Annotated in this window: 20 protein-coding genes and 1 tRNA gene; 8 read left to right on the forward strand and 13 right to left on the reverse strand. The window is 47.9% G+C overall.

Going from position 1 to position 22,528, the window contains the following annotated elements; translation table 11 throughout:
* The first annotated feature begins 62 nt into the window (after nucleotides 1-62).
* Genes QHH26_09530 through QHH26_09550 form a run of 5 tightly spaced genes read left to right on the forward strand, consistent with a single transcriptional unit; the run spans nucleotide 63 to nucleotide 5,029 of the window.
* Nucleotides 63-911, forward strand: coding sequence for a phosphoglycolate/pyridoxal phosphate family phosphatase (locus tag QHH26_09530; protein MDH7482195.1), 849 nt, complete (start codon nucleotides 63-65; stop codon nucleotides 909-911).
* 34 nt (nucleotides 912-945) lie between these two features.
* Nucleotides 946-1,722 (forward strand): bifunctional hydroxymethylpyrimidine kinase/phosphomethylpyrimidine kinase, encoded by a 777-nt coding sequence (gene thiD, locus QHH26_09535; protein ID MDH7482196.1) that lies wholly within the window; start codon nucleotides 946-948, stop codon nucleotides 1,720-1,722.
* 44 nt (nucleotides 1,723-1,766) lie between these two features.
* Nucleotides 1,767-2,435 carry an MBL fold metallo-hydrolase gene (locus QHH26_09540; GenBank protein MDH7482197.1) on the forward strand — a complete coding sequence of 223 codons (669 nt, stop codon included), beginning with the start codon at nucleotides 1,767-1,769 and terminating at the stop codon, nucleotides 2,433-2,435.
* Between the two features lie 36 nt (nucleotides 2,436-2,471).
* Nucleotides 2,472-4,115: a CTP synthase gene (locus tag QHH26_09545; protein ID MDH7482198.1), complete on the forward strand. Its 1,644-nt coding sequence runs from the start codon at nucleotides 2,472-2,474 to the stop codon at nucleotides 4,113-4,115.
* The gene (locus QHH26_09550; protein ID MDH7482199.1) at nucleotides 4,112-5,029 is read left to right on the forward strand and encodes an AEC family transporter; all 918 of its coding nucleotides are present in this window, start codon (nucleotides 4,112-4,114) and stop codon (nucleotides 5,027-5,029) included. Before QHH26_09545 ends, QHH26_09550 begins: the two co-directional genes overlap by 4 nt.
* A gap of 41 nt (nucleotides 5,030-5,070) precedes the next feature.
* On the opposite strand, the gene QHH26_09555 is transcribed toward QHH26_09550, so the two are convergent.
* The gene (locus tag QHH26_09555; GenBank protein ID MDH7482200.1) at nucleotides 5,071-5,406 is read right to left on the reverse strand and encodes an STAS domain-containing protein; all 336 of its coding nucleotides are present in this window, start codon (nucleotides 5,404-5,406) and stop codon (nucleotides 5,071-5,073) included.
* Between the two features lie 128 nt (nucleotides 5,407-5,534).
* Between QHH26_09555 and QHH26_09560 the strand changes: the two genes are divergently transcribed.
* Nucleotides 5,535-5,729, forward strand: a complete 195-nt coding sequence (locus QHH26_09560; GenBank protein MDH7482201.1) for a hypothetical protein — start codon at nucleotides 5,535-5,537, stop codon at nucleotides 5,727-5,729.
* Nucleotides 5,730-5,769: 40 nt separating this feature from the next.
* Here QHH26_09560 and QHH26_09565 read toward each other — a convergent pair whose 3' ends face one another.
* The 3 genes from QHH26_09565 to QHH26_09575 all read right to left on the reverse strand — a co-directional run bounded on the left by QHH26_09565 (nucleotide 5,770) and on the right by QHH26_09575 (nucleotide 11,261).
* Nucleotides 5,770-6,741: a lytic transglycosylase domain-containing protein gene (locus tag QHH26_09565; protein MDH7482202.1), complete on the reverse strand. Its 972-nt coding sequence runs from the start codon at nucleotides 6,739-6,741 to the stop codon at nucleotides 5,770-5,772.
* 324 nt (nucleotides 6,742-7,065) lie between these two features.
* A tRNA-Ser gene (locus QHH26_09570) sits at nucleotides 7,066-7,160 on the reverse strand.
* 114 nt (nucleotides 7,161-7,274) lie between these two features.
* Nucleotides 7,275-11,261: a glycosyl hydrolase gene (locus QHH26_09575; protein ID MDH7482203.1), complete on the reverse strand. Its 3,987-nt coding sequence runs from the start codon at nucleotides 11,259-11,261 to the stop codon at nucleotides 7,275-7,277.
* Nucleotides 11,262-11,473: 212 nt separating this feature from the next.
* On the opposite strand from QHH26_09575, the gene QHH26_09580 reads away from it, so the two are divergent.
* Both QHH26_09580 and QHH26_09585 read left to right on the forward strand, forming a co-directional pair.
* Nucleotides 11,474-11,668 carry a YHS domain-containing protein gene (locus QHH26_09580; GenBank protein MDH7482204.1) on the forward strand — a complete coding sequence of 65 codons (195 nt, stop codon included), beginning with the start codon at nucleotides 11,474-11,476 and terminating at the stop codon, nucleotides 11,666-11,668.
* A gap of 13 nt (nucleotides 11,669-11,681) precedes the next feature.
* Nucleotides 11,682-11,837 carry a hypothetical protein gene (locus QHH26_09585; protein ID MDH7482205.1) on the forward strand — a complete coding sequence of 52 codons (156 nt, stop codon included), beginning with the start codon at nucleotides 11,682-11,684 and terminating at the stop codon, nucleotides 11,835-11,837.
* Between the two features lie 13 nt (nucleotides 11,838-11,850).
* Here QHH26_09585 and QHH26_09590 read toward each other — a convergent pair whose 3' ends face one another.
* The 9 genes from QHH26_09590 to QHH26_09630 all read right to left on the reverse strand — a co-directional run bounded on the left by QHH26_09590 (nucleotide 11,851) and on the right by QHH26_09630 (nucleotide 22,437).
* A complete protein-coding gene (locus QHH26_09590; GenBank protein ID MDH7482206.1) occupies nucleotides 11,851-12,540 on the reverse strand; it encodes a phosphoribosyltransferase family protein in 690 nt (229 codons plus the stop codon).
* On the reverse strand, nucleotides 12,530-13,369 hold the full coding sequence (locus tag QHH26_09595; GenBank protein ID MDH7482207.1) for an ATP-dependent Clp protease proteolytic subunit: 840 nt from the start codon (nucleotides 13,367-13,369) through the stop codon (nucleotides 12,530-12,532). Before QHH26_09595 ends, QHH26_09590 begins: the two co-directional genes overlap by 11 nt.
* A gap of 264 nt (nucleotides 13,370-13,633) precedes the next feature.
* Complete coding sequence (locus tag QHH26_09600) at nucleotides 13,634-14,299, reverse strand: phosphoribosyltransferase (protein ID MDH7482208.1); 666 nt, start codon at nucleotides 14,297-14,299, stop codon at nucleotides 13,634-13,636.
* Nucleotides 14,300-14,329: 30 nt separating this feature from the next.
* Nucleotides 14,330-15,382, reverse strand: a complete 1,053-nt coding sequence (amrS, locus tag QHH26_09605) for an AmmeMemoRadiSam system radical SAM enzyme (GenBank protein ID MDH7482209.1) — start codon at nucleotides 15,380-15,382, stop codon at nucleotides 14,330-14,332.
* Between the two features lie 15 nt (nucleotides 15,383-15,397).
* The gene (locus QHH26_09610; GenBank protein MDH7482210.1) at nucleotides 15,398-16,018 is read right to left on the reverse strand and encodes a hypothetical protein; all 621 of its coding nucleotides are present in this window, start codon (nucleotides 16,016-16,018) and stop codon (nucleotides 15,398-15,400) included.
* Between the two features lie 107 nt (nucleotides 16,019-16,125).
* The gene (gene rpoN, locus QHH26_09615) at nucleotides 16,126-17,535 is read right to left on the reverse strand and encodes an RNA polymerase factor sigma-54 (protein MDH7482211.1); all 1,410 of its coding nucleotides are present in this window, start codon (nucleotides 17,533-17,535) and stop codon (nucleotides 16,126-16,128) included.
* Between the two features lie 547 nt (nucleotides 17,536-18,082).
* Nucleotides 18,083-19,147, reverse strand: a complete 1,065-nt coding sequence (locus QHH26_09620; GenBank protein ID MDH7482212.1) for a TIGR03790 family protein — start codon at nucleotides 19,145-19,147, stop codon at nucleotides 18,083-18,085.
* An 80-nt stretch (nucleotides 19,148-19,227) separates the two neighbouring features.
* Nucleotides 19,228-21,321 carry an AAA family ATPase gene (locus tag QHH26_09625; GenBank protein MDH7482213.1) on the reverse strand — a complete coding sequence of 698 codons (2,094 nt, stop codon included), beginning with the start codon at nucleotides 21,319-21,321 and terminating at the stop codon, nucleotides 19,228-19,230.
* Nucleotides 21,322-21,324: 3 nt separating this feature from the next.
* Entirely contained in the window at nucleotides 21,325-22,437 is a 1,113-nt protein-coding gene (locus QHH26_09630; GenBank protein ID MDH7482214.1) for a DNA repair exonuclease, read from the reverse strand.
* Between the last annotated feature and the right edge of the window lie 91 nt (nucleotides 22,438-22,528).

A 22,528-nucleotide genomic window follows, 5' to 3' on the forward strand; every position in this document is an offset into this window, starting at 1 on the left:
TTGTTTGACTCCTGTCAAGAGGGTGTGTTACAATAATTAAGCATCGTTTTGAGAGGCTGGTTTTGCGTCAACGTACATTTGTTTTCGACCTCGACGGTGTCATCTACCGCGGCGAGCAACTCCTACCTGGGGTGGCGGAGACCATCGAAACCTTGAGGCGGTTTGGCCACCAGGTATACTTCTTCACCAACAATTCCACTAAGACCCGGGAGCAGTATGTTGACAAGCTCCGTCGCATGGGCATCCTAGTTGATAAAGCGCAAATAATGACGTCAGGATACGCAACTGCCCTATATTTTTGTGAGCATGGTGCAAAGGGTAAGTCAATTTACCTAATTGGTGAGCCGGGACTCCGACAGGTTCTAATCGAAGCTGGCATGCGTATTGTGGAGAACATACCCGAAGAGAAAGCCGACTATGTTGTGGTTGGTTGGGACAAAGGATTTAACTACGAAAAGATTACGAAAGCGCTTTGGGCGATACGAGGTGGCGCTGAGTTTATTGCCACTAATAGGGATGCAACTTACCCGCTAGAAGGAGGGCAGGTCATCCCTGGGGCGGGAGCAATGGTTGCGGCAGTGGAGGCAGCGGCCGGGGTCACCCCGCGAGTAATTGGAAAGCCGGAGACATATGCAGTGCGAAAGCTTTTCGAAGTTGCTGGCGCTTCTCCTGAGAATAGCGTGATTGTTGGAGATAGGCTTGATACAGATATCCTTGTTGGAAAAAGGCTTGGCATTACGACCGTCTTAGTTCTTACAGGCATATCAACTGAGAAAGACGTAGAGTTAGCACCAAAAGAGATGAAGCCTGACTTTGTGGTTAAGACACTTCCTGAAATCTTGAGACTTTTTCTTGGCAATGCAGTGAGGGCAGAAGCTAGAGCTTGCAGTATCTTGGATGATAAACAATAAAGGTGCCTTCGTGTTTCTGACGTAATGGCGAGCCATGGACGAAAGAATTCCTAGGGTTTTAACAATTGCCGGGTCGGATTCGAGCGCAGGGGCAGGAATACAGCTCGATCTTAAGGTATTTAATCGCCTAGGTGCGTATGGCATGACTGTGGTTACAGCCGTGACCGCGCAAAACACGCTAGGTATCCAGAAAATTGCGAAAATCGCGCCACGTATTGTGGCCGCCCAAATTGATTCGGTTACTCGCGATATAGGCGTTGATGCTTGCAAAATAGGAATGTTATTTAGCAGTCAAACTATTAGCGTTGTTGCAAAGCGAATTCGCAGGAGAAATATTCCAAATGTAGTTGTTGACCCGCTGATTGCTGCAAAGGACGGAACGGCGCTTATAGCAACCAAAGGGGTAGAGCGTTTAAGGCGGGAGCTCATACCGTTTGCCCTTGTTGTTACGCCAAACGTCAGGGAGGCGGAAATACTCTCAGGGATGACAGTTAAAACTCTCGCTGATTTGAAGGCAGCAGCAGTGGAGATATACAAAATGGGTTGCCAATATGTGCTTGCAAAAGGTGGGCATTTGGAGGGGGAGCCAGTTGACATCTTATTTGATGGCAGCAATTTTGTGGAGCTTTCTGGCGTTCGTTTGGCAGGGCCCCCAGTTCACGGGACAGGGTGCGCGTTCTCTGCGGCGTTGGCGGCAAGGATTGCCATGGGAGATGATGTATTGACGGCTGCCCAATTTTCGAAAAATTTTGTTTTCGAGCTAATTCGTTCAGCTGTGAAGTTGGGAAAAGGGAACTTACTGATTAGGTAAACCATATCATATTTTAAAGAGTGGGGACCAAGGGGGGTAAGGACATGATTGCAGGAGTTGTGATTAAATGGTTGGGACACGCATGTTTCCTGGTTACCGCATTGGCAGGAACGAACATCGTATTTGATCCTTTTGGTGAGGGTTTGGGTTATAAAGTACCCAGGGTAGAAGCTGACGTTGTGTTTGTAAGCCATAGTCATTTTGACCACAACGCAATAAACGTGCTTAAAGGCAGTCCCAAAGTAATAGGTCCTCTAGAAGGCAAAGCTTGCGACTCTGGCAAGATCAAAGTTGGTAAGAGTTTTATTTCCTACAAATCAATCCTTACAGACCACGACCCATCGGGTGGGCGGCAGCGCGGCAAAAATACTGTGCGTGTGGTTGAGCTTGAAGGTGTAAGAATTTGCCACCTTGGTGACCTGGGGCATTTGCTGACTTCTGATCAAGTGAAGGAAATTGGGAAAGTGGACGTATTGATGATTCCGGTTGGCTCTGTGTACACGATTGATGGTAATCAGGCGAAAAAAGTTGTTGCCCAGCTTAAGCCTAAGATGGTCATACCCATGCATTTCAAAACGCCAGACCTGAAGCTCAACCTTGAAACCGCGGATGAATTTCTGAGGGGTTGGAAAAATATCGAGCACAAGGAAAAGATTCAAATAACAAAAGGGTCGCTTCCAAAGGAGACCACCATAGTAATGTTGAAGTACTAATTTAGACTACCGTTTGTGCAACAGGGGGATGACGCAGTGATAAAGTACATATTTGTGACGGGCGGCGTTGTTTCATCCATCGGCAAGGGTATAACAGCGGCTTCGTTGGGTAGATTGCTGAAAAACCGCGGGTTCAAAGTAACCATGCAGAAAATTGACCCTTATATAAATGTTGACGCGGGCACAATGAACCCTTTCCAGCATGGCGAAGTCTTTGTTACTAACGACGGCGCAGAGACCGATTTGGATTTAGGGCATTATGAGCGGTTTGTAGACGTGGACCTAACACGTGAGTCAAATGTTACTACTGGCAGCATCTACAATGCGGTAATTCAAAAGGAGCGCCGAGGCGATTATCTTGGTGCTACTGTCCAGGTCATCCCCCATATTACCGACGAGATCAAGGAACGTATAAGGAATGCGCCGCTTGAGGCTGGTGCTGACGTGGCGGTTGTTGAATTAGGCGGCACGGTTGGTGACATCGAAGGTCAGCCTTTTCTAGAGGCAATCCGCCAGTTTAAAAAGGATGCCGGCCCTGAAAATGTCCTTTATATACATGTCACACTCATACCTTTTGTCGGGCCATGGGGCGAAGTCAAAACCAAGCCAACTCAACACAGCGTTGCCAGGCTGCGCGAAATGGGCATCCAGCCAGATATTCTAGTCTGCAGGTCGAAGGTGCCACTAAGTGAGGAGATGAAGGAAAAAATATCCCTGTTCTGTGATGTGGACAAGGAAGCGATTATTGAGGCATTAGACACAGAATGCATATACGAAGTGCCGCTCAAATTCGAGGCGGAAGGTTTGGCTAAACAGGTCATTAAAAGGCTTGGTCTTCATAATGGCGAACCGCAGTTGGCTGAGTGGCAGAGAATTGTTGATATCCTCAAGCATCCAAAACGCCGAACCACAATAGCCGTTGTTGGCAAATATGTTGCCAACGGAGATGCATATATTAGCATAGGAGAGGCCATCAAACATGGTGGGATAGCCAACGAAACTGGTGTTGACGTAAAGTGGATTGACTCCGAAGAAATTGAGGGCAAAGGTGCGGAAGAACTGCTAAAGGACGTGGATGCCGTGGTAGTTGCGGGTGGCTTTGGGGCTCGCGGCACGGAAGGCAAGATAGAAGCAATCCGCTACGTTCGCGAGAACAACGTGCCCTTCCTTGGTTTATGCTATGGTCTTCAGATGGCTGTCATCGAATATGCTAGACATAAGTGTGGGCTCGCAGAGGCAAATACTGAGGAAATCGACCCAGAATGCATACATCCTGTAATTCATTTGCTTCCCGAACAAAAGGGTGTGGTAAGCAAGGGCGGCACAATGAGGCTGGGGATTTACCCTTGCCGAATTGCTGAGGGTACGCTTGCATGGAAGATTTATAGGGACGAGCTAGTTTATGAACGCCATAGGCATAGATTTGAGGTAAATAACGCATATCGCGACCAGTTGGCAGAGGCTGGAATGGTTTTCAGTGGAGTCTCGCCTGACAATCGGCTGGTTGAAATTATAGAGTTGCCGGACCATCCCTTCTTCATAGCCACGCAGTTTCACCCGGAGTTCAAATCCAGGCCCAATCGGGCACATCCTCTATTTGCAGGATTGGTGAAAGCGGCGCTTGATTGCCGCCGCAGGGGCAGTGCAGCTAGTAAGGAAGTGCGAGTCGGCAGGTCGTGAGCGCAACCGGAACAGTTTTATCTATTTTTCTTCTCCTTTCCGTTGGATACGGAGCGAAGAAGGTTAAACTCCTTCGAGACCAGGATGCTGACCTGTTAAACACTGTGGTCGTCTACATTACCCTTCCTGCCTTCATCTTTGATGCTATATACAGCTACCGCCAGCCAATTCCCTTATCCATCGCAAAGGTTCCTATCATAGGCTTTGCCATGATTCTTGTTGTCCTTGGGATTGCATATATTGTTGGGCGGGCAATGGGGCTTGACCGTCCGACGCTTGGGGGCATGATTATTGCAAGTGGCTTCGGAAATACGGGCTTTTTGGGCTACCCACTGGTTCAGGCGGCTTTTAGAGAGAAAGCTGCTCTTGTGACCGCCGCCCTTTATGATGAGCTTGCCATGGCACTGCCACTTTATACCCTTGGCGCGTTAATTGCTGCCGGATTTGCGGGAAGGCGGGTAGACCGGGAACAGCTGCTGAGAGTTTTTACTCTTCCTTCCATGCTTTCTATTCCAATAGCGCTAATCATTAGGCCAATCTCGCTTCCAAATCCGCTACTAGAAGCTGTCAGGTATCTTGCTGCAGGTACGGTCCCGCTGGTCATGATTTCTCTGGGATTATCGCTTAGTGGAAGGTCTTTGAGGGGACTAGCTTTGCCTGTGGCAGTGACCTGCGTCTTAAAGTTAGTAGTTCTGCCAGTTATCACTTATTATGCCGCAAGAAGTGGTGGCTTGAGTGGGGTGATGCACCAGGTTACAGTTGTCGAAGCCGGAATGCCAAGCGCAATAATGACCTGCGTTATTGCCTCTAAATTTGGCGCGAATGCTCGTTTTGTTGCAGGTGTGATATTCTTGACAACCCTTCTAAGCATTGCCTCTATTCCGCTTATGCTTTATTTACTCAGTGTGCAATAGGGAATTGCCGAGTCAGGTCATGCTGTTAGATGTTTTGGGAATTAGTGAGAAGGTCTTGGCTTGAGGAATTGGTCAATTCCACAACGCTTGATTCGGTCTGCAACCGCTTCTTTTGCGCCTTCGAGATAAATTGTTGCTCCTCGGCTTACTGCATCACGGTATAAAGAGACCAGCAGAGCCAAACCGTCTTCGGAAATATATGTTACGCCGCTGAGATCCAACAAAACGGGGCCTTTTTGGTCTTTGACGACGTTTAAAATCTTTTGACTCGCGTCTTGTAGGAACTCGTATGTCATTTCGCCCGACAGATTAATTCGAAGTAGGGCGTTTTCGCTTTCTATTTGAAAGTTTAAAGGCATTGCTATTGTGTTCCTCACCTTTTTTCTCTCCATCTACATCATTCCACATAGAAGCTGGAATTGAAACATGGCGGACAAGCGCAAAGAGGGAATTCCGACGGTAACAAAGAAGATATAGATGAATATTGTATTTATAGCCAGGAGGGATGAGGTTGCTAAAAGCCCAGATATTGCATGCAAATTCGGTTGATAAGCTTCCAAAAATCCACGAACAGGTAAATAGCCTACTAAGTCAGCTTGATGACGATGCAATAGTTAGTGTATCAACCACCGAGTTTGGCCCTGCGGGGGTTCATGATTTCTACAGCTATACTGTTTTGATTATTTACAAGACTAAATAGCTGGATGAAGGAAGTTTCGCCTTCAAAAGCTTGAAAGGGCTTACTTGCCGCACAATAGGCGGTAGATTTCGGTGACCTTGCGGACGTAGTTTTGGGTTTCTCGGTAAGGCGGAATGCCGCCGTATTTCTTTACCGCCCCCGCACCAGCGTTATAGCAAGCGAGTGCCAGTCTGAGGTCGCCGTGTTTGTCAAGATGGCCGCGCAATAATTTGATACAACCAGCAATGTTTTGAACTGGGTCATATGGGTTTGAAACTCCCAAACCCCGCGCTGTTCCAGGCATCAGCTGAGCAAGTCCCATCGCCCCTTTTGGCGATGTGGCGTTCGTCCGGAAGTTCGACTCGGCTAGTATGAGGGCAACAATCAACCTTGGGTCTATCCCATAATGCTCGCTGAAGGCTAGAATGCTGGCAGTAATCGTATCGAGCTGTTGGGAACTAAGCCGAGGATTGAAGCGCTTAATGGCATTGCGGTAAGCGTCAAACACCTGCATGGCTCGGCTCGACAAAGCGGTGCCTCTCTTTAGCCTGGTGGTAGTTGTTTTTGGTGTTTGCTTTTTTTGAATTACAGGGGTAGTTTCGGTCTTTTGCGTTCTCGAGGCAAGTTCTTTCTCGCGTTTTGTGACGTCGTAATCGTAGGCGGCGGCGATTAACTGTAGGTCAGATAGACTTGCAACCGAACCATTGGCGATTTTTACCAGCACGCGAATGGTGTTTCCGTTCGAAATGCAGTCGGGGAGCTCAGAGGCGGAAATAACCACGGAGTCCCCGGAGAAATTTAGAACGAAGCTGGCAGTGCTTCCACCGCTGGCATAGCCGTTGACCGTACCTGTAAGCTCAAAAATTTTCCCAATGTGCGAGCATGGGTTCGCTTTTGCAGATGAAAAGATGACGAGATTTGCCCCAAGTGATCTCCTCAGGGCAATATATTCATCGCCGGACAGGCTTTTCCCAAAAACCGCTTGAGTGATAGCAAGGATAATTGCGCAAGTAGCCGCTATTCTCGACGGCATATGGCTCTTAATCCCCTTTTATATAAATTGAGTTAGTCCTCTACATTAGATTGTCGGAACGTACGAAAAGTTCCTCCACCATGCTTATTATAAGTAAGGTTACCAGTTTTTTGCTTTGCATAAGCGCGGCGATTATTGAGGGATGAAAAAGGCATTGTGCGCCTAAGAAGCTCAAATCAATTTTATAAGCAAATTAAAGGGTGAGACTCTGCTGATGCAGTGCCCCGAAAGCCTAAGCAGAAAGAAGATCTCAAGTTTTTATATACTTATCTCAGATTGGTTGCGCAGAACGTCCTCGCCCGGCGGGGAATTCTTTTTTCTAAATGGCGGAGAGACCGGGATTCGAACCCGGGGTGGAGCCTTAACAGCCCCACAACCGCTTAGCAGGCGGCCGCTTTCGTCCACTCAGCCATCTCTCCGCACAATGACGTGAGTATTCTACCATAATTGCTTTAGAAAATCAATTACGGAGTTTTCTAAAAATAATTTGTTGAATTGTGCTGGCGGCCAAACCCATTAGTTGATTTTTCAAATTAATTGGGCAGTTTAATATTGTTTTCCCTTTGCATTAAGCTAACAGGGCCTAGGATGCCGGAGATTTCCTGCCCTGGGTAGACGTATGGCGTTGGCATCGCAATACGATAATGCGGGCCCAGAGTATTGGTTACGATTATTTCTACTTTGTTGTCGCCAGCTCTTACGAGGTTGCCGATTTCGAAGCGATAGGGCTTCCATATCCGAACGCCTGCTTGCTTGCCATTAATTCGCACTTCGGCCGTCCCTCTTACCTCGCCGAGGTCGAGTATTAGCGGCTTGCCTACGTATTCCCCTGGTAGATTGAATGTTCTGCTGTAGACCCCAATGCCTGAGTATGTGGACAATCCTTTCTCATGCCACGAGCCTAGGGTAATCTTTCCGGGTGCGCACTCGAATTGTATCGGCTTAGAGAAGATAGCTCCCGCCTTGAGCCCCGGCTTCTGCTTCGCTCGAATTGCGCATACTCCTCCGCTAACTGGTGATTTGAGCCTGACTACCCCATCTTTTCCAATTACCTGCCGATTGCCATTGACATATATTTCATATGGGACTGATACCGAAGGGCGAATTGCGATTGTGCCAGGCGGGAGTTTGAATCTATACCAAGCATAGGGAGCATAAGTCGGGTTGGGGTCGTAAATTGTGCCCGGTAAGTCGAAATTCGGCATGGCTGGGCATTGCTTGAGATTCTGTGAAGCAGGCTGAGCGAAAACTTTCCCCCATTGTGAATTGTCGAGACTGCCGAGGCACTTTGCTGGAAGCCAACCGGTCAGTGCCTTCTTTGTCGTCCATCCTGGTTCCCACCGCGTCGAGAACTCCCATGTCTCATTAGTTGCAAGAGGAAGTCGTTTGTTGGAGGCGGATTTCACCTCGCCCCATGCAACAAGGCCTCCTGGGCCTCCGAGGTTTATCGCCTTAACGGCGATGATGTTCTTGCCTTTGCGCAGAGGAATCGAGAAGTGCTCGGCAGTTTGCCAATACGATTGGTCGTATCCCACTTCTCTGCCAATCAGCTTCCCATTCACATACAGTTCATAACCGTTATCACACGTGATGTTTATGGAAGATTCCTTTGGCTGATAGGGCACTTCTAGCACTTTACGGAAGTAGACTATCGGTGCTTCAGGCTTTGCCGCCCAAATCCATTTCGCAGATGGCATGTTTTCATCTGATATCGAGAATGAAAGACGCTCAGTGGCGGCCCCATCATGCGCAAGCTTTATCAAAACTTTATTCCAGCCTTTCATTAACTTCACTCGTGCAGAAAAGACAGGAGGTTTGTTGGCAGGCTGATTGATGACAAGAGAGCCGTTTAGCCATACCCTCTTTGGGAATTGGCTGCTTACATACAAAGTTGCCGAGCGTGCCTTGGGCGAGTAGACGAATGTGGACAGGTATCGGGCGGAGATAACCTCGTCAAATTTTACCAGAGCAAAATCCGCTGGAACTCTGGATTTAGGGCCGAGCGTAGTGAGGTGAATTGGGTCTTTTTCAATGCCAAGCTGGCGTGAATAAACCACAGCTCGCCAGTTTGGTGAGTTGGCGTGCCATTCCTCTGGTGGCATGGGCTTTTCAAGTTCGTCGAGGCTTGACATCCTAATCGGATCGGACATATTCCAGTATGGTCCAAAGGTGTATACCGCACGGGCCCATTTGGAATCGTCGAAGTTGCTCTTATGCCATCCTGCCTTGAGCCCCTCGTTTTTGGGGTCATCTGTATAGCGGAAGTCCCGAACTTCGACAGGCATCATCCCTTTCGAAGCTGGAAGACGAAAGTCGCCCCACCTATTGTCCAGCGTTGGATAAATCCGGAAATCCCACTCGTCTGGAAATTGAAGAATGGGAGACTGAGGCGCCGTTGATTGTTGGGAGTTATTAGTTAAAAGGTTTTTCCCTTCGTTTGCGGTGGCTTTGGGGTTGATTACTATGAAGAAAGCTGGCGATAGGTCAAAATTAAAGGTCATCTCTGTTCCAGCATCTGTAATCGAATAGTCGGTTACCGGGTATACGTTGCCAGTGTATGGGTCCCAAACCTCTGGCTGTCCCTTTGCTGAGAGTGTAATCTTCCAGGGGCCAGCGCTCTCCGGCAAAACAAAATAGAAGTGAATATCGCCTACAGCTCGGTGTGTACAGCGAATGTTCGGCGAGTGGTCCCGCGGTAACAGTACCTCGAGCGTCTCGGGGATTATTCCAGGATATGAGAGCATTGTCACCAAACCTTGGTCTATAAGCTTTGCAAAAAGACTTTGTATCTCGGGGTCATCCCTACCGCTTTCGGCTGACCCAATTGGGGCATTATCCACAACGAGAACCAGCCCACCGGATCGCGCGAACTCCTCTATTTTCTTGGCGCTTGAAGTTTTTAAATAAAGTGCGCGGGGTAGAATCAACACTCGGTAGCTTTCAGAGCTTACATTCAGTCTTCCATTCGCGCATACAGCTCTCTGGAGGCTATCTTCATCTATCCAGTCGAAGTCTCGTTTATCTTTATCGAGCGATTGGACGGTCTGCCAGAACCTTTGAGCTGTTTTCCCAGCAGAATCGGAAATGTTGTCCTCTACCGTCATCTCAGCATGGATGGTTGTAGAAGGGTAGAGCACCGCGATGTCGCAAACATGCCTCCCCTGACTAAGCAAGAAACTAAGGCGTGCAACATAATCAGCAAAGTATTTGTAATGCCTCCAGTATGGTTGACGGAACGAGGTGCAAGGCGGCGCCCATTCCCACCATCCGCCAGCAGTGCTATAGTACCAGGCATGGGGATCATATAAATTCGCACCGCGGACGTACCAAATGTTTACAAGTTGGGCAAGTTCTTCTAGGGTCTGCCCCCAGCCTGAATTATAGAAGCCTTCCAGCCATACACGGGGTCTTCCATATAAATGGGCAATTGAGGCATGAGGTCTAGCATCACCATGCTGATCCTGGCCAGGGGCGCCGAACCATCTCATGGTGCGGAAGTAGTCGTGGTAATAAATCTGAGCGTTGATGGGGTCTGCATTGCGGATAAACTGGTCCATGCCGCATATCATCCCATGCTTCTCGTGCCACTCAAAGAGCGGTTTGAAGAAGGCGTCTTCGCACATGCTTGCTATTACATCGCGGTAGTCTATGCGGTACTTGGCTGTCTTTGGGCCGCAGTCATAAAAAAGCGCTGGAAGGTGCGGTGTTAAATCGTATCCCTTGCGCTTCTGAAACTCAACGAGGAAAGTTTTTGACCAGTGGGGTAGTGGTGGCAGCTCATCCTGAAAGCTGCCAGGAATAGTTTTACCAAGATAGCGGGCATATCGGCGCTCATACTCGCCATGAATGCTATCGATTAACTTGCTGCATGCAATCGCATTTGAGTAGTCGAACCTTGACGAAGGCATTGCATAGAAGAGCATTACGCGCCAGCTTCCGGCTAATGGCGTCCACTTTAGCACTCCACCCTTAAACTCTGCAGACAAATCTTTTGGTTCTCCAAGCGATGAATTTTCTAGTATTGGTGCCGCACAGGCGGCAATAAACCTGCCAGCCGGCAGCTTTAGCTCAGCCGCTTTTCCTTCGGTCACGTCGGTTGATTCACAAGCTAGATATTCTGCCTTAAACTCAGCGTTTGTTCCCATCAGACGGTTTTGAATGTCCGATTCAGCGAAGCCCAGGCCATCATAAAACCATATTTTCATGCCAAGTTCATCAGCTTTGCGGAGGGTGAAATCCATTAGTTCCCACCATCTAGGAGAAAAATATGGCGGGTCGTCTGAAGTTGGATATAGATTTAGGATTATTGCGTTATAAATATGCCCCTCAACCATTTTTTCCATCTGCCAGGCAAGCCGCTCTTCTGTGATTTTGTCCCCACTCCACCACCAAATGGGAATAGGGCTGAATTCCTTTGGCGGATATCGAAATGACATTAGAAGAGAGTTTTGTGAACATACGGATGGGCTGAAGCAGAAAAATAACAGAAACAGCAAGAGTACCAAACGCGGAAGTCTCATTTGTACCTCCCCAAGGCTTTCAGGCTATAGGCATGGTGGGCATTACTTGATTCTATCAAAAGCTTTGACGCATGGTCAAACCTAGGTTCTAGGAAAGCTAGAGAAAATTGGTAATGCGTTGCTTTTTGGTTGGTGGTCATACGAGTTTAAATTTCGATGTTTTTTGTCAATAAGATTTTTGCCGGACTCGGCAGAAGGAGCGTGAGCATTTTATGGTGCGCGATCCCGTATGTGGTGAAGATCTCGAAGATGTGGAGTACCCTGAAGTTGAGGAATATAAGGGTCGTTATTATTACTTTGGCGCGCTTGAATGCGCTCAAGAGTTTCGACGAAATCCTGAGAAATATGTCGCCGGCCGTGAAGAAGAGTTAGGCGTGCCGGTGCCAGAGTATGCAAGGAAGGATTAAGGAGGAGATTGATATGCCCATAGAAATTGGAAGAAAACAGACTATTGAGGAAATCACGAACGGTCGAATCAAGAAAAAGGGCAAAGAAGAGATGGCTCCAACTGCTCCGAAGGGGCGTGTTGAGGAAGAAGAGACCGCTGCAAGAAAAGGCGGTCGTGCACGCAAATAACTCTTGCGGCCGCTCAGCTTGTTGCTTTGCGGGTGGCCGCTTCACCTCTTAATCCAAGCTTTTCCGCTTCCTTTAAGCAGGCGATTACATCTTCGTCGGCTAGGTCCGTCCAGTGAAGATAGAAGTCTGCTACAGCGAACGGCAGCCTCTCACTTATGATGAGTGCCACAAAATCGTCGGCTTTTGGTTGGACGAGACGCACTGCACCTCCTGATGCGACTGGTACTGCGACGATAACTGCGGATGGGCCATGTTTTCTAGCCGATTCAATCGCTGCAAGCATGGTGTAGCCTGATGCTAGTCCGTCATCAACGAGAATAACAGGTCTTCCTTCAATTTCTAAGGGTGGTTTGCCTCCCCTAAAAGCTTCTGCACGTCGAATAATTTCCTTACGTACTTCATTTGCAGCTTCCTCAATCTCTTCGGGGGTTAGGCGAAGGCTTCGAACCATTCTGTGGTTTAGCACCATAGTCCCGTCTTCAGTTATTGCGCCAAAGCCAGCTTCTGGATTCCAAGGGATTGGAATCTTTCGGGGGACAATCACGTCAAACAACGCATGTATGCGTTTTGCTACTTCTAGACCGACGGGCGCCCCACCACGGGCTATTGCTAGAACCACAGCACCCTTGTCTTTGTAATTTAGGAGATGTTCTGCAAGCTTGCGGCCGGCGTCTACTCTGTCCTCGAAAAACTCATTTTCCATGCGGTGGCTCCGATTCTCTTCGATAAGGAACAGGTATATACTCAACGGATGGTCTCCGCTGGACCGGCTGTGGATATAACTCCATAAGATAATAGATGGTCTCAGGCAATTCCTCGCTAACAGGCAGTCCTAGTTCACGGGCTTCTGTAACGCTAATAGGATAATCATGTGTCCATGTACCCTCGCTAAGCACACGTGCTAATTGACGAGCTTTTTCTTCGTCCATGTTCTCTTTTAATAAACAGTAGACGGATTCCCTCACTTGATGAATTGCTTTTCTAGCGATATCGGCTAGTATCAGGGTCTTGTCCTCAAGCTCGTTCTTATCTTTAACTTTGACAGCCTCAAGGATTGAAGAAGCCGGATACTCCTGGAGTTGTGGGTCAACTGGGCCTAGGACAGCATTTGGGTCCATAACTATCTCATCTGCCGCCAGCGCGATGAGAGTCCCGCCGGACATAGCATAGTGTGGAACAAAGACAGTAACCTTTGCCTTGTGACGTTTGAGAGCCATTGCAATTTGCTCGGCGGCAAGGAGTAATCCGCCAGGCGTATGAACTACAAGGTCAATTGGCAGGTCGGGTGGAGTTAGCCGTATTGCCCTGAGGACTTGCTCGGAATCCTCAACGGTTACATATCGTACTATTGGGATTCCGAGGATGCTTAACGCTTCTTGGCGGTGGATTAGTGTGATAACACGAGATTTGCGCTCCTTTTCAAGTTGGCGGATTAACCGGTAGCGCTCCAACTGAATTCTTCGTTGCTTAAAGAGCGGCACAAGCGCCGAAAGTATAAAGAATAGCCAAATCAAAGAGAAAAAGAAGTCCATCGGATTCGAGCCTGCTTGGTTTGACGTCGGCATTAGCAAGAACTCCCCCCAACTATTTCTTGTCTATTATTCGCATCCGTCGAACAACATTTTATCACCTGCAAGCATAATGATGCACTGGCCTTTTTTGGGTATTTGAGAAGCACTTTCATTTTGTCCTATCAGGTGGTTCTCCTCCTATGTGATTTTGAATGGCTTATTATGACAAAAAAGTGATACCCTGAGAGCCAAGTCTCTGAAACTTGGTTACCGCTATCATGTGTATTAACTGGGTGGTTGCTGTGAAGCGGCATGCTCTGTTTCTGCTTTCTTTAACAGTTCGATGACTTCCTCGTCGGTCGTCTGCTCGAACTGTTCATACCAGGATCCGACTGAGAAGAAGGGCTCGGGGGTTTCAAGTACTATTAGTTCGTCGACTAAAGGTCTGAGCCGCGAAACAGCCTCGGGAGGGGCGACCGGGACGGCTAGGATAAGCTTGCTAGGTTGCATGCGTCTGATTGCATGGATGGCTGCCATCATTGTGTAGCCAGTTGCAATTCCATCGTCCACGAGTATAACCGTTTTGTCTTTGAGCTTAGGGAATGGACGGTCACCCCTGTATATCTTTCGCCTGCGCTCAATCTCCTCTTTTTGACGGCGAACTTCGGCCTCTATGTACTCTTGGGAAACGCCAAGGAGGTGAATCATTTGGTGGTCAAGGAAAGGCTTCTCATCAATAGCAACTGCGCCAATTGCAAGCTCAGGTTGTCCTGGGGCGCCAATCTTCCTTGGGATGACCACATCAAGTGGTGCATTGAGGGCACGGGCAACTTCATAACCCACGACAACGCCGCCACGGGGAACCGCAAGGACAATGACATCTTGGCCCTTATAATGTTCTAATGCCTCTGCAAGCTGCCTGCCTGCATCTACACGGTCTTCGAATATCATTGGTCCTCCTATTTCTTGTTTGGCTACCAATTAAGCTTTGATTACTATTCCAAGCTCTGTCCCGCACTTTGAACATTTGCCATCCTGCGTTACATTTTCTACGCGAGCGGTGTATCCAAATCTCGAGACAGCCACGGCCCCACAGCTTGGACAGCGGGTATTAGGGTCGCCGGAAGCCCCAATATTTCCTATATAAACGAACTTCAGGCCTTCTTCGAGGCCAATGTCTCGTGCTAGTTCCAGAGTTCTCAGCGGAGTGGGAGGGACGTCAACCAGCTCTGCGCAAGGGAAGAAGCGCGTCACATGCCAGGGAGTTAGCTCGCCGAGATTTTCCTTTATCCATCGAGCGATTGCACGCAAGTTTTCAGGCGCGTCATTCCAAGTTGGGATTATGTTCGTCACGGTCTCAATATGCATATGCCACTTCTCTTTTGCTAGCTTTGTGGCGTCGAGAATCCCTTGCACAGATGGTATATTTATAAGCTTTCGATAGAAATTGTCATCGAAGCTTTTTATATCCACGCGATATACGTCGAGGTATGGACCAATCATGTCTAGGTGTTCAGGGGTTGCATAGCCATTAGTTACATATATTGTGTGAAGCCCGTTCTCTTTCGCCAACTTTGCAGAGTCGAGAGTGTACTCCAGCCAGATTGCTGGCTCATTGTATGTCCAAGATATACTTGCGCACCGATACTCCTTTGCGAGGTCCACAGCTTTTTGAGGACTCACGTAGCGTCCTTCAACTGCTGGGATCTTCACACCATCAGCATAAGCAATTTCCCAGTTTTGACAAAATACACATCGGAAATTGCATCCAAAACTTCCGAACGACATACTCAGGCTACCAGGGAGGTAGTGATAGACGGGCTTCTTCTCGATGGGATCTGCATGGGCGGAAGAAACTATGCCATAGATGGTAGAATATAATTCGCCACCTTTGTTAATCCGCGTTAAGCAGATGCCCATCTTTCCTTCAGCGATATTGCAGCGGCGCTGGCAGACATTGCACCTAACGCGGTTGTCTGGCAGCTTATCATAAAGAATCGCTTTATGCAGTTTGATTTCCTCATGGATGGCCATGTAAAGCCTCCCATGTTATTTCTTCTTTTTTAATGCCCGTTCACGCTGTTTAAGAAACTCAAGTTCAGCTGGAGTAAGGTCATTATTATCATTTTGTTCCGTACTTTTAACTTTTGATGACGTTTTTATTGTAGAACCGGATGATTTGGCTTCGGTCTTAGCAGAGGATTTTTTTGTTGGCTTTTCGGCGATAGCTGTTTCGGACGGCTCAACTTGCGCCTTGCTTTCTGTGACGGGCGGGTTCAACTGCTTTGAGCTTTTAATAGCTATAGGTCTTGGTTCGGTGGAGGCATTCTTCTTGACGTCCTTGATCTTCTCGATATCGCTTGCGCTCACTAATATGGTATATGAGAGCTCGAAATGCTTTTCCTCAGAGGTTAGATGGTTTCTTGCTTCATTTGAAAGGCCATTAAGCCACTTACGTTTTATTGATTCTTGAATTTCAATGTGGCGTTTTAATATATCAGGTGGAAGGGTTTCTAAATCGACATTAAGGCATACTTCATCGCCTTCATAGATACGTACAACTGTGCCGCACAAACCGCCAAAATATCCATAGAATAGCCCATTCTTGGCGTCAGCTGGCGTACATTCTCTCGGGATTACCCTAACATAATCTCCTTCTTTTATTTTCATATGATGCTCTCCTTAAGGGGAAATTTCCTAATTTTGGTTGCATCCTTTGAATGCATTCTACCAGAAAATGGCACAGGTTTCCACTATTGGAGCTTGTCAAAAGGAGGCTAACGGCGGCGCTGGCGAGAGGACAATATCTTCATGGCTTCGCGGTATTTGACGACGGTGCGGCGGGCCACATTATAGCCGCGTTCGTTAAGTATTCGAGCTATCTCCTGGTCGCTAAGGGGGTGCGCAGGGTCTTCATTCTCGATAAGTTGGGCAATGATATCTGAGACGGAGTGGGATGAATTGAAGAAGAAGTCGAAAGGCACAACCTCTTGGGTGGGAATCTGAACGTATTTGTTTGCTGTTGCACGGCTGACCGTGGATTCGTGAATTCCAAGCTCTTCTGCTATCTTTACGCGAGTAAGTGGCCTAAGGAATAACCTTGAGCCGGTGTCAAGAAAGCCGTGTTGATGTTCAATAATACGCTTTGTTATGTTGCGAAGAGTTCTTCGGCGCTGGTTGAGGTTTTTTATGAAAAGGTCGGCACGCTCGACGTAGTCAAATATGTGTTTTTTTTCGTCTTCTGAAATGTTTTTTGTTTTGCCGCTTTTCAAGTCATTGTATATCTGGCGGTAGTATGGGTTTATTGTAAGCGAAAGATGCTCGTTGAAGACAACATCTATCTCATATCCGGTTGGAGTGCGGCGAATGATTACATCAGGGCGAACCGACAGTTTAGCATCGGTGGGCTTGTAGTCCCAGGGTGCCACAAAACTGCCGGCAGGATGAGGATTTAACTTTGTTTGGATAAACCTTAGTGCTGCCCGAACATTCTCAGGCTTTGTCCTTAATTTTCGAGCGATACGGTTGATTTTTCGCCCGACCATTTCTTCCCAGCAATTCTCGACTATGCGTTGGGCAAGCGTATTTCCTCTACCTTGTTCATCAAGGTAACGGAGTTGGATGAGAAGGCATTCCCGTAAGTCTCGCGCTCCTACGCCAGGTGGATCGAGGGTCTGCAGCACTGCCAAGGCTTCGGCAATCTCGTCGTCGGTGGCATTAAGCTCGAGAGTAAGCTCGAGAAGATCACACTCAAGATAGCCCCTGTCATTTATGTAGTTCACGAGATAGTCGGCGATCTCGTAGGTTTTCCCCGTCACTAAGGCTCGGAGTTGGTTGCGTAGATGCTCGGGTAAGGTAACATCTGCCTGCAAACTGCTGATTGGGTCATTATCATCATCAGGGTCGAATGTAAATTCAAATTGGGGCTCTATCTCGTAGATTGAGATATCGGTTTCTTCGTTTTGTGCAGCCAGCTTTTGGAATGAGCAGTCCTTGCACATAAAAGGTGCAAGCTCACACCCCGAACAAGGTTCCTCGTCTTCGAGCTCGAGCGCTGGATTTTCTGCGAGTTCCTGCTCGATTGCTTCCTGAAGCTCCAGACTGGATAGCTGCAGAAGGGTATTCGCCATTATGATCTTCGGATCTATCCGCTGTTGCTGTGTTTGAGATTGATCCTGGATCAGCAACTGCTATATCCTCCATTCCGCTCGGCAAGAGCTGGGGGTCTTGTCTCAATACCATTTTCGGTAAAGGCCGCGGAATCTTATAAGATTTCTGGCTTGGTGGCAGATGTTTGAGGTACAAATCAGCTATCGGATACGCTCTGCTGGAGCTAGGCCACTTCTTCGCTCCCCCAGCGACGCCGTCTCGAACGTTTGAATAAAGTATAACCATTTTTTTAACATATGTCAACCTTACACTTGCCTCGCGCCTTTGTTGGTCACTTATTTATGCCTTTTGCTATTTTTAATCACCCCGCTGAACTTTGTGGCATATTTCTTTGCAATTTGGCCTTGATTGCGTAAGATTGGTTGCCACTTTATGGGAAAATATTGTTAAGGCAAGATTCACAGACCTCGTCTATTTTCGGCAAAAGCTCATATTGCATTTTACCCAATGTACTGCAGGCATACAGCTCTTTCACTCGTTCTTCGTGGTAAAGTTGAGCCAATAGGCTTGACACTCTGAATAATGCGTGGTTATTGGAAAGCCGGCTGCTATATTTTCGGAGTGTTAACGGTTCTCGGCATACGGAGCCGTGAGGGGATCGCCAACGACTATGTCCTTCCAAAAAATAAACCGAGATGCCATATAAAAACTCTCAGCCAGGTTGAAGCCCGAAATATAACGTTCGAAAAGAATAGAGGGCATGGCTATTGCGCTGAGATATGGTTCAGAAACATAGCCTTTTATCCCAGTGATTCCAGCTGCAATTAAGTCGGCGATCATTGACTGGCCTGCTTTGTAGTAGCCAAAAGATCGGGCGCTAGTAGACACTGCGGTTTCCCCAATGGCACCAGGTAAAAACTGGTTTGAGCGGTATTTTTTAAAGTCATATGCAGGGTCATTGCTTCCCCATGAAAAGTAGCCCATGATCTTTTTTCGGCCGCCGATAAACTCGGCGGTGTTGTCGAAATAAGAGATGTATCCATTGTGGATGAGAAAGTCGTGCGTCTTCCTCATGTCGTCGTTGTATATTCGATAACTGCCGCCGTTCTTGGCAGGGCACATATCGAAAATGAAGACGCCGCGAGCAGCCTTTGCCGCCAACGCTCTATCTACGAGAGCTTTTGCATCTTTCTTTGTATGGCCATCAAGTCTTGTGGCGAGATAGAATCCGTACTTTTTGTGCGAGAAATGTTCTCGCTTCTTAAAGTATGGATTGGGTATTCCTTGTTTAAGGCCTTCAAAAGAAAATCCAAGGTCCATACACATCAGCATGCTGTCTACACTCATGCCGCTGTTTCGAAGCTTAATGGGGATGCCTTTTGTGAGCACGAGGTAATCCACAGTCTTATTTAGGCCGGTTTTAGCAAGATAAGCCTTAACAGGCTTTTCGATGAGCGGGCGGTAGTCTTTGTCATTTAGTTCTTCGGTTGCCGGGCATTTAATGTGGCAAATATTCTTTGTTGGTATGCCCCGCTTTTTGGCATAATATATGCCGATTTCTTTTGAGTCAGGGCTGTTATCGTTTATGATAACCAGTACGTTTGCTGGTTTAGCGGCATAACAAAGAGAAAATGATAGACTAAGTGTTAAAATCAGGTTTGCAATTATTTGCCATTTCGCAATTTTCACTTGCTTTCGCCTTCCTAAGGGAAAGTGTACTCCATAGCTTAGTATAGTATGGCTTAGGGAGAGTTTCAATAGGGGGAGCGTTACAGCTTAGAAAGATCAAGTATAGTACACGATGTCTGTTTCGCCCACTCGAGAGTGAATGGGTCATGGGTGAGTAGAAGGATTTGGTTTCTAGATGCAAGCTTTCCAAGGAAAAGTAGCGTTCGTTCCAGACGCTCACGGTCAAAGCTTACAAATGGATCGTCTAAGATAATTGGCAGTTTGTGTCCGGAGGAGAGCAGTTCTCCGCAGGCGGCACGTAGTGCGAAAAAGACTTGGTCCGAAGTGCCAGTGCTTACAATGGACGGAGCGATGCCAGTTTTTTCCGTACAATCGAGCGAAATTACCCAATCGGGTGTTAGCCTTACAGCTGTATATCGGCCATTTGTGATATGGCTGAGACACTCAGTGGCTTTTTCGGAGAGAACCGGAAGGTATTCTTCAGAAACATGTTGAATGACGGCTTCCAAGGCAGCGATTGCTTCGCCATATGCCTTGTTTAGAAACTCCAATTCGGCCTTTCGTTTGTGCAAAAACTCAAGTTCGCCCTCTACGCACGCCATATCTCTCATATTTCTATGCTCTGCCTCGAGCTCGCCCCTTAGTTTAGATAGCCTTTCAGACGCATTCGCTGTCGAAGTCAGAAGCGATGCATGCTCAGACCGCCACCGCTCCACTTCCTCGGTCGTGGGTGAGTATTCTGCAAACTGTTCTTCCAATTCATGGTTGATTATAGAAAGTTCCCGTGCGAGGTCTGCTTCCTGTTTCTGCCAGTCCTCAAGGTTCCGCCCATCTAGCAGAGTTTTGATGGAAACCTCAAGCTCGTGTGTTCGTGCTGCTCGTGACCGATAGGCTTTTATTCTTGCGAAAGCACGTTCTAGGTCTGGGCACTTTAAGTAAGCCAGTATGCTCTGTTCCTCAAGGTTGACTGCTTTTAGTTCCTCCTGTGTTGATGTAATCAACTGATTGAGATGTTGGTGTTCGTCCCACCTTTGTAAGCCTTTCGATAGTGCCAATTTTGCTAATATCGCAATTGCAGGGATTATAAGCAGGAAAAATAGAGGGTTCTTTGCTAAACCAAGAACAATTGCTGCTGCTGCAAAAGCTAGCGCTCCTCCCGCCCAAATTGCCTGCGCGAGAATTCCTGCACGCTCCGGTAGATTCTCGAGGGTTTGCTTTAACTGGGAAAGACGATCCTCAAGTGCCGTGCGTTTTCCATAAAGCTTCGCTAGATGATCGGCAATCTCGTCGGCCTTCCCAATAAGGTTAGCGTCCTCCTCAAGCTCTTTTTGTGCAAACTTCAGGTCTGCAAGGCTATCATTTATTTTTCTTACTCGTGCAAAGACGGATTCGTGGAGTTTACCGATTTCCAGTTGCTTTTGCTTGAGTTCGGCCCATCGTGTATGCCGCGCAAGTAGCTCCTCAAGCTCAGAGAGGCGTTTTGATTCGTGCGAAAGCTTTTCTTCAAGAAGTCTAATTTCATCTTCTAGCTTTACGATTCGATCCCGGGATGCTCGGGCTTGCGCTAGGGTTTCCGCAAGTTTTTGGAGGCGATTTGTGATGTTTTCGTATTCTCGGGGGTTCTTTGGGCGTGGTGGTCCAATTATATCAGTTTGTTGCCTACGTAGTTTTGATAGAGCTTTGGAGGCTGACCCTTGAGCAGTACCAGTGAGCACTCGCTGGATTTCATTGCCCACAGATGATAGGCTGTTGCTGGTTAATTTGCTTACTTCGGCCTGTCGTATGGAAATTGTGTTGTTAAAAATGGTTTTATCCCTTATGCCGAGGTGTTCCGCAATCTTTTCTTCAACCGCACTTTTTTCAGTGATTACATCGGTTTCCTCTCCCGCTCGGAGAACGCAAAGCCTCTGCACACCGGCAGTGAGTTTTCGCTCTATTAGAAATGTCTCGCCATCGGCGGAGTAAATAAGGCGCACCGAACAGGTGCCGTCACTGTTCCAGTTTTCGACTGCCTGTCCGCGCTCTCGCCCAAAGAGAGCACAGCATATGGCTTCGTGGAGTGTGGACTTGCCGGATTCGTTCGGCCCCCATACTAAGTTGATTCCAGGTGTGAAGGTGAATTTTTGTCCAGTAAACCGTTTGAAATTTGTGAGTTGAAGCTCCAAGAGCTGCATAAGCTATTCCTCACTCAATGCGGCCAAGCCAAGATCGAGTGCCCGAAGAAGCAAGCGCCGCCTTTCAGGGTCGTTTGTTTTTTCAATCTCTTTTATTAAATATTGCTTAAAAAGTCCTCTAATTGTCCGGTCGTCATCGTCAACTTCGGTAGACGTAACTAAACCAGAGTGGTCAACTGATAGCCAATAGCATGAGTCTTTGAATCTCTCGCCCACCTCCTGCAGAGCCGGAATTAACTCGCCGGGCGGTGTCCCTGTTAGGCGTATCTCAACTAGTGCAGCTGGGTTGCATACCTTGCGGATAGCTTCTAGGAGAGCATCGATTGAATCAAACGATGTGCAGTCAATTTCGACGCTCCGCATAATCCGCCGATTTACCGGCACTTGCTCAGTAGCAACTTTACCGTCATCATCTATCTTGCCAATTATTACGTAGCGTTCTTCGGTCTCGGGTGCATCGAAGCTGATGCCTTCAGGAGTACCTGGGTAACAAGCTATTACGCCATTGCTGTTAATAAAATTCAGCCGATGGTAGTGGCCAAGCGCGATATATGCCGCGGGTAATTGTGCAATCTCGGCAGCTGAGAATGGATGGTATCGCTCGATTTGCCCCTCAAAGCTTTCATATGATGAATGAACTAAGATAACTGCAGGTAAGTCGGATTGAAGATTGAGCCCCTCAAAGGCGCGGCGGCTCGAATTTTCACGGTCAAAAGCGATGCCAGTCACTATTATTCCAAGGTCGCCGAGGATTTCAGATTGGTATTCGGGCTCGGTAAATACTCGGACGCCGTCCATATTAAAGCGTCGCCAAAAGCCTCCCATTGAGCAATGGTCATGGTTGCCTGGGATGGCGAAAATCAGCTTCCCAGCCTCGGTTAGCCGTCGAAAATTCTCAGTCACTGCCTCGATATCCGACGGGTCGGGGTCTGGTCGGTCGAATAAGTCGCCGGCTACCAACAAGAAGTTCACATCGCGTTCAAGCGCTAAATCTACGATTTTGCTGAGCGTCCTTCGTTGGTCGCGCCTCCGCTCCTCGGCAATCTGTGGGGGCAGAAAGCCAAATGGACGGCTGAGATGCAGGTCGGCGGTATGCAGGAAGCTTGCACGGGCCAATTGAAAGCCCTCCTTTTAGATGGGATAGCATTTGGATGCTCATTGCCTTAGAAGGCCGCTTGGTCGGATTATATGCCGCTTGACGTGTGTT

The sequence above is a fragment of the Armatimonadota bacterium genome (assembly GCA_029907255.1).
GTDB lineage: Bacteria > Armatimonadota > UBA5829 > DTJY01 > DTJY01 > JAIMAU01.